The 14,877-nt window shown below is 30.1% G+C and carries 11 protein-coding genes; all 11 read left to right on the top strand.

Annotation, left to right across the window (positions count from 1 at the left end; all coding sequences use genetic code 11):
• Nucleotides 1-8: 8 nt before the first annotated feature.
• The 11 genes from LPC21_RS07175 (at nt 9) to LPC21_RS07125 (ending at nt 14,866) form a co-directional block, all read left to right on the top strand.
• Nucleotides 9-941 (top strand): hypothetical protein, encoded by a 933-nt coding sequence (locus LPC21_RS07175; RefSeq protein WP_229316484.1) that lies wholly within the window; start codon nt 9-11, stop codon nt 939-941.
• Between the two features lie 4 nt (nt 942-945).
• The gene (locus LPC21_RS07170) at nt 946-3,984 is read left to right on the top strand and encodes a type I restriction endonuclease subunit R (RefSeq protein WP_229316483.1); all 3,039 of its coding nucleotides are present in this window, start codon (nt 946-948) and stop codon (nt 3,982-3,984) included.
• Nucleotides 3,974-4,702 carry a M48 family metallopeptidase gene (locus LPC21_RS07165; RefSeq protein WP_229316482.1) on the top strand — a complete coding sequence of 243 codons (729 nt, stop codon included), beginning with the start codon at nt 3,974-3,976 and terminating at the stop codon, nt 4,700-4,702. The genes LPC21_RS07170 and LPC21_RS07165 overlap by 11 nt, the downstream gene beginning before the upstream one ends.
• A 56-nt stretch (nt 4,703-4,758) precedes the next feature.
• Nucleotides 4,759-6,345 carry a hypothetical protein gene (locus LPC21_RS07160; RefSeq protein WP_229316481.1) on the top strand — a complete coding sequence of 529 codons (1,587 nt, stop codon included), beginning with the start codon at nt 4,759-4,761 and terminating at the stop codon, nt 6,343-6,345.
• Nucleotides 6,346-6,355: 10 nt separating this feature from the next.
• Nucleotides 6,356-8,314: a DUF2779 domain-containing protein gene (locus LPC21_RS07155; RefSeq protein ID WP_229316480.1), complete on the top strand. Its 1,959-nt coding sequence runs from the start codon at nt 6,356-6,358 to the stop codon at nt 8,312-8,314.
• Nucleotides 8,315-8,443: 129 nt separating this feature from the next.
• The gene (locus LPC21_RS07150) at nt 8,444-9,520 is read left to right on the top strand and encodes an AAA family ATPase (protein ID WP_229316479.1); all 1,077 of its coding nucleotides are present in this window, start codon (nt 8,444-8,446) and stop codon (nt 9,518-9,520) included.
• Nucleotides 9,521-9,594: 74 nt separating this feature from the next.
• Nucleotides 9,595-11,226, top strand: a complete 1,632-nt coding sequence (locus tag LPC21_RS07145) for a tetratricopeptide repeat protein (protein WP_229316478.1) — start codon at nt 9,595-9,597, stop codon at nt 11,224-11,226.
• Nucleotides 11,227-11,733: 507 nt separating this feature from the next.
• Complete coding sequence (locus LPC21_RS07140; RefSeq protein WP_229316477.1) at nt 11,734-12,048, top strand: helix-turn-helix domain-containing protein; 315 nt, start codon at nt 11,734-11,736, stop codon at nt 12,046-12,048.
• Nucleotides 12,048-13,340: a type II toxin-antitoxin system HipA family toxin gene (locus LPC21_RS07135; protein ID WP_229316476.1), complete on the top strand. Its 1,293-nt coding sequence runs from the start codon at nt 12,048-12,050 to the stop codon at nt 13,338-13,340. Before LPC21_RS07140 ends, LPC21_RS07135 begins: the two co-directional genes overlap by 1 nt.
• Nucleotides 13,341-13,770: 430 nt before the next feature.
• Nucleotides 13,771-14,232, top strand: coding sequence for a helix-turn-helix transcriptional regulator (locus LPC21_RS07130; RefSeq protein WP_229316475.1), 462 nt, complete (start codon nt 13,771-13,773; stop codon nt 14,230-14,232).
• Nucleotides 14,222-14,866, top strand: a complete 645-nt coding sequence (locus LPC21_RS07125; protein ID WP_229316474.1) for a nucleotidyl transferase AbiEii/AbiGii toxin family protein — start codon at nt 14,222-14,224, stop codon at nt 14,864-14,866. Before LPC21_RS07130 ends, LPC21_RS07125 begins: the two co-directional genes overlap by 11 nt.
• Nucleotides 14,867-14,877: the final 11 nt, after the last annotated feature.

Below are 14,877 nucleotides of genomic sequence, written 5' to 3'. Positions count from 1 at the left end.
AATATACTATGAAATTTATACAAGATACTCAATCATTTGAAGTATTAAAACCGTACTTCATTCCAGCTATATATCACAGAATACTAGAGGGTAGAAAAAAAATATACCAACTTTCAATTTCAATGGATGGTGTTGAAAAAGTAATTAAAAAATCAGCCAAACCATTTGAGCATGCAAGTTTCAATAAAGTTATTACTGGAGCCGTGAAACGGATGGAAAAATTATTTGCTCCTGACCATTTAGATTTGGAGGTAATTCTTTATAAAAAACCTAGTCTGAATCAACTGGGACTTTCATTTGAATTAGTTAATAAAAATCTATTCAAAATTGGAAATGAAGATTATTTTGCTTCCATAATGTGTGAGTATAGTTATTCAAAAATGAATGTCGTAACCTATTATCCAATTATTTATCGTCAAGTTTGTTCCAATGGAATGGTAAGTGTAATGTCCAAAAACTTCACCGAAACTATTAGCTCAGATAAAATTTTTGATATTGGTTGTGAATGGTCAAAATGTACTTTTGAAACCTATCAAAGAAAGTTGAAAGATTATTTTGAAATCCTACAATATGGAGATGATAAATTATTTGATGAAACGACAGGTAGTTTTGAATCGAAGGCAATTCGAAAGATGGAACGTGTGCTTAAAATTAGTATTATGCCACAAAATATTGAAGTTTTAAGAGAATTCGACAATAATCATAATGCCGAGAGTATCCTATCAGACAACATTGAAACATTGGGTTATAATGAGTTTGCCGTTTGGAATGCAATAACAGATTTTGCTTCTAGAGAAAGGGATGTAACTAAACGTAATCAAATGTTTTTAAATGCTGGTAAGTTTTTATCCAATGAGGTGGAGAAAACATTAAATAAAAGAGACAAAGAATGGTCTGAAAATTTGGTTTGGAATCAAATTCTTAGAATCGCTAAAAAGTAATTGTATGAGTAACAATATTGGCAAATCAGAACGCACCTCTCAGAATCGAGTTTTAGAGCTTTTTCAAAAAGAATTGGGATACAACTACCTTGGAGACTGGCAAGAAGAAATTCGCACTAGTCCTGTTGAAGAACCCATATTAAAAAAACATTTGCTTTCAAGAGGTTACTCTGAAACATTGAGTCAAAAAGCAGTTGATGAACTAGTCAAATCAGCAACTAACTTATCCAGTGGTTTGTATGCATCGAATAAAGAAGTATATAGTTTATTACGCTATGGTGTAACCGTACGTGATGAGTTAGGAAGTCCAAAAGAAACTGTATGGTTGATTGATTGGAACAACTTTGAGAATAACGATTTTGCAGTTGCTGAAGAGGTAACTGTACTAGGAAAATACAATAAAAGACCAGATATTGTAATATATGTTAACGGTATTGCTCTAGGAATTCTGGAATTAAAAAGAAGTAAAGTAAGTGTGGAAGAAGGAATTCGTCAGAATTTGGACAACCAAAAACCAGAGTTCATACAAAATTTCTTTACCACCATTCAATTAGTTCTAGCTGGACACGATTCTGGTGGTTTACAATATGGAACGATTGAAACATCGGAGAAATACTTTTTGAAATGGAAAGAAGAATGTGATAAGTCATTTGATTATGTTTTAGACAAACATATTTTTCAATTATGCGAAAAAAACAGGTTCTTAGAGCTGATTCATGACTTTGTAGTATTTGATAAAGGTGTGAAGAAATTATGCCGTCCTAATCAATATTTTGGCATAAAAGCGGCTCATCAAAACATCAGAAACAAACAAGGTGGTGTTATTTGGCATACACAAGGTTCTGGGAAAAGTTTAACGATGGTTTGGTTAGCCAAATGGATTAGAGAAAATGTTGCTGACAGCCGTGTGCTTATCATTACAGACCGTGAAGAATTAGACGACCAAATAGAAAAGCTATTCACTGGGATAGATGAAAAAATATACAGAACCAAAAGTGGTAGAGATTTAATCAATGTTCTGAATGCTAAAACAGAAATGTTAATTGGTAGTTTGGTTCATAAATTTGGGAGGCAAACTGACGAAGGCGATTTTGAAGCATTCATAAAAGAATTAAAAGAAAACCTTGGAAGTGATTTCAAAGCCAAAGGTGACATACATGTATTTGTAGATGAGTGTCATCGCACGCAATCTGGAAAGCTTCATGATGCCATGAAAATGATACTACCAGATGCTCTTTTTATTGGTTTTACGGGAACACCTTTGCTTAAAAAAGACAAACAAAGATCAATCGAAATTTTCGGACCTTATATAGGTAATCCATACAAATTTGATGAGGCTGTTGAAGATGGAGTTGTACTAGATTTGCTTTATGAAGCAAGAGATGTAGAACAATTCGTAACAGACCAAACAAAGATTGATGAATGGTTTGATGCTAAAACAAAGGGTTTAACAGATGTTGCTAAAGTCGAACTAAAAAAACGTTGGGGAACAATGCAAAAAGTTCTCGGTTCAAAATCTCGATTAGAAAAAATTGTAGCCGATATTATATTTGATTTTGAGACAAAACCAAGGTTAAGTACTGGAGAAGGAAATGCAATGTTGGTATCAAGTTCTGTTTATCAAGCTTGTAAATACTATGAGATTTTTCAGAACAATAACTTCAAGAATTGTGCTATTATAACATCCTACGAGCCACATCACTCAGATATCAAAGGTGAAGAAACAGGTGAAGGATTGACTGAGAAGTTGATGAAATATGAAGTTTACACTAAGATGTTAAACGGAAAATCAACAGAAGAATTTGAATCGGAAGCCAAAGCTCAATTTATAAAAGAACCAGCTAGAATGAAGCTGTTAATTGTTGTAGACAAACTTCTAACTGGATTTGATGCACCTTCAGCTTCTTACTTGTATATTGACAAAGGGATGCAAGACCATGGCTTATTTCAAGCTATTTGTCGTGTTAACAGAGTAGATACAGAAGATAAAGATTATGGCTACATAATTGATTACAAAGATTTATTCCATAGCCTTCAAAAATCTATAAATGATTATACATCGGAAGCATTTGATTTGTTTGATGAGGATGATGTTATAGGGTTGTTGAAGAATAGAATTTCTGAAAGTAAAGATAGATTAGAAACAGCTTTAGAAACAGTAAGAGCCATGTGTGAACCTGTTCATCCTAAAGACGAGCCTAGTTTTATTAAATTCTTCTGTGGTAATACTGAAAATCCAGATGATATAAAGGCTACAGAAGAGAAAAGAGTAGCGTTATATAAAGCGGTTGTAAAGTTGATTAGAGCGTATGCCAATGTTGCCAACGAAATGCATAAACTTGAATACACGGAACAAGAAGCTGAGAAAATTAAGCAAGAAGTTCAGTATTATTCCGATTTAAGAGAAACCATCAAACAAGCAAGTGGTGATTATTTAGATTTGAAGCGTTTCGAGCCAGGGATGCGACAGTTGATGGATATGTATCTGAACGCTAATTCAAGTAAAAAAATATCTGACTTTGAGAACAAATCACTAGTAGATTTGATAATCAAACTAAGAGATGAATTAGAAGGTACACCAGAAGATAAAAAGCGTGGACGGCAAACAGCAGTTGCGGAAACCATAGAGAATAATGTTCGAAAAGTAGTTAATGAGGAATCACAAACGAATCCAAAATATTACGAAAGAATGTCGAAGTTGTTGGATGAGTTAATTAAACAACGTAAGCAAGAAACCATAGACTACAAAGAGTATTTGGATAAAATTAAAGAATTGGCTGAACAAGTATCCAATTCAACATCCAGTCAATCTTATCCAAGTAGCATCAACACTAGAGCTAAACAAGCCCTTTATGATAATTTAGATAATGATGAAAATTTATCCATTTTACTAGATGAGGCTGTTAAATATAATAAATTGGATGGCTGGAGAGATGGCGGAATAAAAGAAAAGAAATTAAGAATTGAGGTAAATAATATTGTTGGAGACCCAGAGAAAACAATGAATATTATGGAAATTATAAAAGCTCAAAATGAGTACTAATTCTAATCTTTTACATATCGCAAACATCGAAATTGATGTTATTAGAAAAGACATCAAGAACATGCACCTCGCTGTCTATCCACCTCATGGTAGGATAAGATTAGCTGTTCCATTAAAAACGGATGAAGAGGTGTTTAGACTATTTGCTATTAGTAAACTTGGATGGATAAAAAAGCATGTAAAGGGCTTTCAAGAACAAGCCAGAGAGACTAAAAGAGATTATGTATCTGGTGAAAGTTTGTTTTTTCAAGGTGTCAGATACTTGTTAGAGGTTCAAGAAAAGAACGGATATAGTTCGGTGAAAATTGAAGGAACAAAAAAAATTATATTAAAAATAAAAGAAGGTGCTACAACTGAAGAAAAAGCAATTGTTATAAGAGAATGGTATCGCAAACAATTAAAGTTGCAGATTAAACCTTTATTAGATAAATGGGAAAAAATCATTGAGGTTTCTACCAATGATTGGCGTGTAAAACACATGAAAACCAAATGGGGTTCTTGTAATACTGATTCTAAAAGCATCTTGTTAAACTTAGAGTTGGCAAAAAAACCACCAATTTGTTTAGAGTATATTTTGGTTCATGAGTTGGTTCATTTACATGAAAGAAACCATAACGACAGATTTGTATCCTTAATGGATAAATTCATGCCAAAGTGGAGGTTACATCGTGATGAGTTGAATAAATTGCCAATTGTGCATAACGATTGGGGGTATTAAATTTATTAAAAATTATCTTTTATATTGATAACCAATAATTTAAAAAAGAAAAAAAAATGACTAATGAAAAAAAAATAAATTACAATTCTTTCTTTGAATCTGTTGCACACCATAACCTTGAAAGATTTCACAGTGAAACAATTGCTTGGATTTTTAATACTTTTCCAGATACAGCAAAAAATTTCATTAAATCTATACACACAGACATTTCATCAATCGACAAAATCGAATTGAATAATCAATATTGTTGGGCAGAATCAAATCAAATTGATATTTTATTAAAGTATTCATACGATTCTAAAAACTATCAAATTATTATTGAGAATAAAATAAAAGCTTCAGAGCATAAAATTGAAGCCGAAAAATTAAAAAAAGGAAAAAATTTCGATGATTACAAACAGCAATTGAGTGAAGATGAAATAAAATTTCTAAGCAAAGATGATGATGGTAAAGTAATGCTTTCTCAAACTGAATATTATTATTTGCGAGAAAAAATGGAGCGAGCAGAACAAATTGTTGATTATGAAATAAAAAATGACAAACCGAGTTTTGAGGCTAATCCGTATTCGATTCTTCAAAAATACATTTCTGAGAATGTATCAACAATTCAATCTTCAATTAGTAAAAAATCATTCAAAAAAGATTGTATTAAATTTTTGAATGAAGACAAAAATATAAATGCAGAATATTGTAGCTATGTATATTTAAAACCTTCTCGTGTTTGTATTGACCAAGAATATTTCACAAATAAAATAAAAAATGACTTAAATTCCGTGCATTATTATTTTGATAAATTAAATGCTTGGAATAAAAAATTAGGAGACAATCCATGGATAACAATTACCTATGAAGAATTAATAGAAACTATTAAGAATAATGATGCTTTAAATGATAAACAACAATTAAAAGAGAATATCATTATTGCTAATGCCTATATTAATTTTATTGAAGACAACATCAAAGAAGAAGTCAATCTTGATGATTTTAATCAAAATGAAGAATATGCAAGATTTGATTACTTTAAACTTTTATTTGCTTTAGTGAAAACTAAGTTTAAAGATGTTAGTATTTTAAATTCTATTTCAAATGATAACAAAGAAAACTCAATATATGAATATATACAAGCTGGTTCATCAAATGGCGGTATACCACTTTTTGCATTTTATAAAGAAATAAATTTAGATGAAAAATATACTTTTTTTTCAAATATGAAAGATGAAGTAAAAAAGCAGAAAATTAATATAGGTATACAAGTTCAAGGAGAAAATTTCAAATATTATGTTTCAGCTGATGATTATGATAATACGAAAGTTTTAAAAATTCATAATAATATAAATGAATCAGATTTAACCAATAATTATGAAAAATTCGTTCAAAAAATATTAAAAGAAATTAGTGATGATACGCAAATTTTAAATTTTGTTAAAGAAAAAGTTAATTTTACTGAATACAAAAATGAAGGATTTAACCCTAATAAAACCAAAACATTTTATTCTAGAAGTTATAAGATAGAAAACTTCATCGAAAACGTTGAACAACCAAGAGATATTATTGATATTGCAAATGAAATATCAGATAAAGTGAATCATTTTGTAAATTTTGATTTATCAACAACAATTAAAAATTTTACACATAAAAGTTAATAAATTAATTATGCGAGTACTTTCTAAATCACGTTTCAAATTAGGTCTTGAATGTCCCAATAAGTTGTATTTTACAAATGATAAAACATTTGCGAATAAAAAGTCAGATGACACCTTTTTGCAATCTTTGGCAGAAGGTGGATTTCAAGTGGAAGAATTGGCTCGAATACATTACGAAAACGGATTTTTTATTGATGCCGAATCATTAGAATATGAAATGGCCGTTCAATTGACATCAGATGCTCTATTAAGAGAAAATGTGATTTTATATGAGGGTGCTTTTTTAGTTGATGGTTATTATGTGCGTTGCGATATTATTGAAAAAACAGGAAACAAAATAAGACTGATTGAAGTGAAAGCCAAATCTTTTAATCCAAATGATAAATACCTTTTTATTGGTAAAAACGGGAAATTGGTAAGTGGTTGGAAACCGTATCTTTTTGATTTGGCATTTCAGAAGAAAGTAGTACAAATGGCATTTCCTAACCTAGAAGTGGAAGCTTTCTTAATGATGGCTGACAAAACAAAAATGGCAACAATAAATGGTTTAAATCAACTTTTCAGAGTACCTAAAAACGGTAATCCAAGAACGGATATCATCAAAAAAGTAACTAAAATTGAAGAAATTGGTCAATCTGTACTATCTGAAATAAATGTCGATAGTGTAATTAATTCAATAATTGATGGCACATTTTTGTATTACGATAATTTGAATTTTTCAGAAGCTATGCACTTATTTAGAGACGCTTACCAAGAAAAAAAATACTTGAATTGGCCTTTAAAATTTAGTAATTGTAAAGGATGCGAGTTCAAAGCCTCGGAGGAAGAAATACAACAGGGATTGAAATCTGGTTTTGAACATTGTTTTAAAAAACAACTAAACTGGAGTGATTCCGATTTTAATAGACCAAATTCGATGGAGATTTGGAATTATAGAGGTGGTTATTTATTAGAAGAGAACCGTTTATTTTTAGATGATTTGACCGAAGATGATTTGAAAGTTATACCTATAGCTACTAAAATATCACCAAGTGAAAGGCAATGGATTCAAGTAGAAAAAGCAAGAACAGCAGATACTTCGGTTTATGTTGAAAAAGAAGGATTGAAAGCTGAAATGGCTCAATGGAATTTTCCAATGCACTTTATTGATTTTGAAACTAGTACAGTAGCACTTCCTTTTACAGCTGGCAGAAGCCCTTATGAGCAAGTAGCTTTCCAATTTTCACACCATGTTTATAATGAAGATGGTTCAATTGAACACAGAACAGAATTCATTAGTAATACACCAGGTCAGTTTCCAAATTTTATATTTGCAAGAGCACTTCGAGAAGCTTTACGATATGATAATGGGAGCGTTTTCCGTTTCGCTACACACGAAAACTCTATACTAAATGCAATTATAGAACAACTTAAAAATTCTAGTGAAACAGATAAAGAGGAATTGATTTCATTTTTAAAAACGATAACAGTATCCAAAAAGGATAGTGCAGAAACTTGGGCTGGAGAGCGAAAAATGATAGATTTAAATAAAATAATTAAAGATTACTATTATAATCCGTACACAAAAGGCTCGAATTCAATCAAAGCGGTTTTACCAGCTTCTTTAATTTCTAGTGAATTTTTGAAAAATAAATATGCTAATTGTTTGGATCAAATTAATGTAAGCAGTAAAAACTTCAATGGTAATCATATTTGGTTGTCAATGAAAAATGATGAATTAATTAATCCATACAAAATGTTACCCCCACTTTATGAGGGTTGGGAAAATGATGAAATAAATGAAACTATTTCAGAAATTGAAAATATTGCTGATGGTGGTGCAGCATTAACTGCCTATGCAAAATTGCAATACGAAGATATGACCGAAAAAGAACGAGGTGAAATCACAAATGGGTTATTGAAATATTGTGAGTTAGATACTTTGGCTATGGTAATGATATATGAACATTTAAAGGAAATCATCCAATAATTTTTCATTTAACAATATTAATATTGAAATTAAGACTAATAAATAATTATTCCAATAAACTTATATTGAATTCAAATTAAAATTCATTTTAATTATCTTAAAAAATAGAAACACTTTGAAAAATTATATATGAATCTAGAATCTGAATTAAAAACAATAGACATAAAAAATAAAGACTTAATAATTTTTCATAATCCTGGAAGTTATATCAACTGTAACAGAATGTATTTTGGATACTATAACAAAATACCAAACATTATTTCAATTGAAGATATTAATACTAAATTATATGAAAATTGGTTCGAAAAAGAGTATAATAATAAAATTATAAAGCATCATTATCAAAAAGAATTTTTAATTAATTCCAACAAATTTGAGTATTTAGATAATATTTTTTTATTGGAAAACGAAATAGTTGTGAACATTGAAGATTCAAATGTTTATCTATTGTTTTCTGATGAACAATGCGATATTTTGAATTCAATTTTAAATAGCCTTAAAAAATTTAAAATCAAATCAAAAAAAACAACTGATATCAGTTTGATATATTCATTGAACGGAGAATTAGATTCTAAAGAACTTCATATAAAAAAACCGAAAATAAATTTCAACATTCATTATAACGAAAACTTTTATCCGATTCATAATGAAATTGTTAAAATAATTAATAAAAAAGACATCAATGGACTTTACTTATTCCATGGGGAACCTGGAACTGGAAAGAGTACTTACATAAAATACTTAATTTATCAATTAAAAAAGAAAGTCATATTTATTTCTCCAAAAATGGCAGGAGAGTTGGATAATGTTAATATGACTACCTTTTTGTTAAATAATAGGAATTCCGTCCTTGTTATTGAAGATGCTGAAGAATTAATTGCTTCTAGAGAAGATATAATAAATTCTAATCTTTCCATGTTATTAAACTTAACAGATGGATTGTTAGGCGAAAGTTTAGGTATTCAAATTATTGCAACTTTTAATACGGATATCGCTAACATCGACAAAGCACTACTTCGAAAAGGAAGATTAACAACAATTTATGAATTTACAAAATTGTCGATTGAAAGAACAAATACATTGTTAAATATATTAGGCCATAAAGAGAAAGTAAGCGAACCCTTAGCAATTACAGATATTTTCAATTTTAATTCAGATAATAATTATACTCCTAAACAAAAAAAAATAGTTGGGTTTGGTAAATAGATTTAATTTATATGTATTTGTAATAAAATTTATTCTTTGGAGTTATTTATAAAAACGATTAATTTACCCCACCAATGACTCCTACTCTATTTCAAAAAAGTATTTTCACATTCCTATTAATTCTAATCACAAATTTAAGTTGTGCTCAAAGCGAAAATTATAAAATAGCTTACGAAGCCTATAGTGGCGGCGATAATGAAACCGCATTAGAATATTTTGAAAAAGATGTAGTCGAAAATCCAAATTCTGCCTACAGCCATTTTTACCTTTCGGTATTATATGTAATTCAAGAAAAACTAGAGGTTGCAGAGAACCATATTGACAAAGCACTTTTATACTTTCCAGAGTCAAGTAGTACAATGCGTTCCAAAGCTTATGTAGTCAAGGGCGATATTGCATATAAACTTAAAAACATTGACAATACTTTTAAATACTATGCCTTAGCCATTCAACTCAGACCCAAGGAAATCGATTTGTATCTCGATAGAGGGCAATATTATTTTGAACTCGGTCAATTAGATAAAGCCGAGGCCGATTTCAAACATATTCTAACTATTGATGCTTCAAATATTTATGCTTATGGAGGCTTAGGAAGAAATTATTTAAAAGAGAAACGGTATGACTTGGCTGAGAAAAAATTAACCAAAGCCATACAACTTAACGATTTGTATTATGTTGCACTTCAATTAAGAGCTCAGACCTATTTCGAACAAAAGAAATATAAAGAAGCTATTTTGGATATAGTAGAAGTCATATCAATCGAACCAGATGATTCCGATAGTCGAGACCAATTTTTAACCTATTCATTAAATGATTATGAATTGGCTTTGACTGAACTAAACGAAAAATCAAAAAACGCTCCTTTCAATGAATTTTGGAATACAACTAGAGCACGATTATATGCTAAGCATGGGAAATTCAAACTAGCCATCAAAGAATTCGATCAACTCATTAAGTATGTTGGAAATGAAAATAATATCGATTATTTAATCTATGAAAGAGCCACAACTTTTGAGAATGCAGGCTTATATGATAAAGCAATTGAAGATTATAATTATTTAATTGAAAATGATCCTACTGATGCCGTTGTATTCAGTCAAAGAGCCAATGCTTATCGCCATGCTGGCGAGTACCAAAAATCCATTCAAGATTTAAACGTTTCAATGGAACTTGACCCAGAAGACTACTGGAATTACTATATGAGAGGCTGGATTTACGTTGAAATGCTAAAAGAAAATGACAAAGCCCTTGAGGATTTCAACACCGCAGTGACACTAAACCCTGAAGATGCTTATACTCGTTTAATGAGAGGAAGGTTACTATTAGAAAAACGAAATGAAAAAGAAAAAGCAATAGAAGATTTTAACGTAATCGCAACATTAGAAAAAGAAATTAAAGAAGATGGGAACTGCAAACAATATGCCCTATTTCACTTAGATAAAAAGTCAGAAGCACTTCAATTGATGAAAGATATCCTAGAAAAATATCCTTCTGAAGGCAACTATTACGAAGCTGCCTGTCTATACGCTTTAATGAATAAAAAAGAAGAAGCACTAAATGCATTGAAAACTTCTTTTGAAAAAGGCAATAATAATTTTAAACACATCAGTATTGATGACGATTTAGACAATATCAAACAGACGCCTGAATACATTTCATTATATACCAAATGGTTTGAAAAATTTAAGGTTGAGAATAATTTATAGAATCACGGATGGGAAATAAGGCTATTTCAATTATTGTAAGTTAATATATTATTTATATGCTTTTACATATAAAATATATCATTTACAGTAATTTATATGCTTTTGCATATAAATTACTGTAAATGATAATTAACCTACTTTAAATCTTCAAAAACAATTAACTTAGTGTTTATACAGAGTTACTCGAGCATTTTTGCCAGAAATTTTGAATCTAAATCCGTACATTTTTTACTGACGATTTACACTTATTAAAATTCCAGATGAAAATAATAATGAAAACGAAGATTTAGATTTTTTAGTTTTATAACGGCTAAAATAATTCTTTAATACCAGCAAAAACCAACACTAAATACAATTTACTACACTAACGATGGTATTTACCAACAAAAAATATTTGTTACAATTATGTTTTAACTATTAATTTTTAATATATTTGTTTGTAAATACCAACACTAAATACAATTTAAAGCAATAAAAATGGTAAATACCAACATAAACTGGATAGCAATGAGCGATACAGCTATCGTAAGTAAAATTGGAGAGTTCATTAAAAACGAGCGATTAAAAATCAATAAAACGCAAGCGCAATTGGCGGATGAAGCAGGTATAAACCGATGGACACTTAGCCAAATTGAAAATGGTGAAGCTATAACGATGATTTCGCTAATTCAAATCATGAGGGCTTTAGAAATTTTACAGCTATTAGATGTCTTTTCCGTAAAACAAGAAATTAGCCCTATAAAACTAGCAAAGCAGGAGCAACAAAAAAGACAACGCGCTAGAAAAAATGATAATGATAACGCTAAACAATCTGATTGGTAATGATAACAACAGCATTTTTAAAAATATGGGGAGAAAGAGTCGGTGCCGTAGCATGGAACAAGGAAACAGGTGTGGCTAGTTTTGAATACGAACCGAAATTTATTGCAACTAAATCGGATTTGGCTCCATTAAAAATGCCAATTGCAAATAGCAATAAACGTATTTTTTCATTCCCGGAACTACGGGATGTAAAAACATTCAAAGGATTACCCGGTTTATTAGCCGATGTATTACCCGATGATTATGGAAACCAATTAATAAACAATTGGTTAGCACAAAATGGTCGGCCAGAAAACAGCATGAATCCAGTTGAACTACTATGTTTTATTGGAACACGAGGTATGGGCGCATTAGAGTTCGAACCTTCTCAATTCAAAAGCACCAAAAAAGCATTTGATATTGAAGTGGATAGTTTGGTCAATATTACTCAAAAAATGCTTACCAAAAGAGAAGGGTTTCAAACTAACCTAAACGAAGACGAGCAACAAGCCATGTTAGACATTCTTAAAATAGGAACCTCAGCAGGTGGAGCGCGTCCCAAAGCAATTATTGCCTATAATGAAAAAACAGGTCAAGTAAAATCCGGACAAACTAATGCTCCTAGAGATTTTGAACATTGGTTAATTAAATTAGATACAGTAAGTGATATCCAATTTGGTGAAAGTACTGGCTATGGTAGAATTGAAATGGCGTATTACCTAATGGCAAAAGCTTGTGAAATAGAAATGATGGAATGTCGATTAATGGAAGAAAATGGTAGAGCCCATTTCATGACCAAACGTTTTGATCGTGAAGGGGCTGAACAAAAACACCACATCCAAACATTATGTGCCATGCAGCATTATGATTTCAACCAAATTACAAGTTTTAGCTACGAACAAGTATTCCAAACCATGCGATTACTTAAACTACCTTATAAACAAGCCGAACAGTTGTTTAGAAGAATGGCTTTTAATGTAATAGCCAGAAATTGTGATGACCACACCAAAAACTTTGCATTTCGATTAAAAAAAGAGGGAAATTGGGAATTAGCCCCAGCTTATGATATTTGTTTTGCTTATCGCCCTGATAGTAATTGGGTTAGCCAACACAATCTAAGCATCAATGGAAAAAGAACCAATATTACAAAAGAAGATTTATTGACAGTAGCAAAATCAATGAATATAAAAAAAGCAAATACAATCATTCAGCAAATTAGTGAAACGGTTACTAAATGGTATGAATTTGCTGAAATAGCCAAAGTAGAAAAGAATTTTAAAGAAACAATTGGCAACTCACATTTAATTTTATAAAAATATTTACGAATAAAGTAATACAAACAATAACTAAAAGCGAAAAAAAATAAAACACTCTGAGAGTAAATAATTATGTTAAAGTTGAACCAAAACTTCACCATTTAAATTATTTTTTGTTCATTTACGTCAGTACAATTGATACATATAAAAAATCAGTTACCCTATGAGTTACCCTGTGTGATTTCGAAAATAGGAAGCCTTGAATTTACTGATACTATTTAAAGGGTTCGAATACCTTAATCACTTACCCTTCTACCCTCAACTCTTAATAAAATTAATAAGTTCAAATTTAAATCTATACAATATAATGTACCGAGGTCTGTTTAGATTATGTTATCAATAATACATAATATGTAGTTTATCGAATTAATGATTTTAATTTTACAATTATTCATAAATAATAAACATTTTTGTTTATTTTTGTAACATGAATTCGAATTTAAACATATTAAAAGGACTACACCCTGGATTAGTTATCGAACGGGAATTAAAAAAGCGAAAACTTCGTAAAAATAGTTTTGCTCTAAAACTTCAAGAATATCCACAAACCCTTACAGCTATTACAAAAGGCAGAAGAGGTATTACAACTAGCTTAGCCTTAAAAATAGAAAAAACATTAGGATTTGATGAAGGATTTTTAATGATGCTTCAAGTGTATTTTGATATTGAAGTTGAGAAAAAGAAACAAATACAAAATAAACCCAACTTAAAATTAATAAGACCTGTACTATTTTGGGATACTAAATTCGAAAATATAGACTGGATAAAACAAAAAAAAGCAGTTATTAAAAGAGTTTTTGAACGTGGTAATGAGGATGAAAAAAACGAAATTAAACGTTATTATGGCGAAGCCGCTGTAAAAAAAATCATGATTACAAATGACATATAAATTACATTATAATACAGTAACCCCATTACTCAAAAGTATATTAGAAAAACTAATGGAGGCTAATGAATTTGCTCAATTTAGATTAGTTGGGGGCACGGCTTTAAGTCTTTATTGTGGCCATCGTATGTCCGTTGACATTGATTTATTTACAGAAGCTGAATATGGAACGATAGATTTTCAGGATATTGAAGACTATCTAGTAAAACAATTTACCTATGTTGACTTTAATAACCTTCCTGTTGGAATGGGTAAATCTTATTTTATTGGGAATGATAGTCAAAACGCAATAAAACTTGATTTGTATTATACGGAACCATTTATTGATGATGTTATAGAAGTAGATGCTATTCGTATGGCAACAATTGAAGAAATTATAGCAATGAAAATTGATGTAATTCAACGTACAGGAAGGAAAAAAGACTACTGGGATTTACATGAACTAAAAGGCCAATATAACATAAAAGACATGTTGGGTTTTCATCTAAAAAGGTATCCATATACACACAATAAAAAGCAGATACTAAATAATTTCGTTGATTTTGAAGAAGCGAATGACGATTTTGATCCGGTATGTTTAAGAGATAAATACTGGGAATTTATAAAACTTGATTTGATTGATTTTGTAAATAACTAATAATTCATATT

The sequence above is a fragment of the Flavobacterium ammoniigenes genome (genome assembly GCF_020886055.1).
In the GTDB taxonomy this organism is placed as follows: domain Bacteria; phylum Bacteroidota; class Bacteroidia; order Flavobacteriales; family Flavobacteriaceae; genus Flavobacterium; species Flavobacterium ammoniigenes.
Note: the sequence above shows the minus strand (reverse complement) of the source record. Positions and strands in the feature narration are given on the sequence as shown.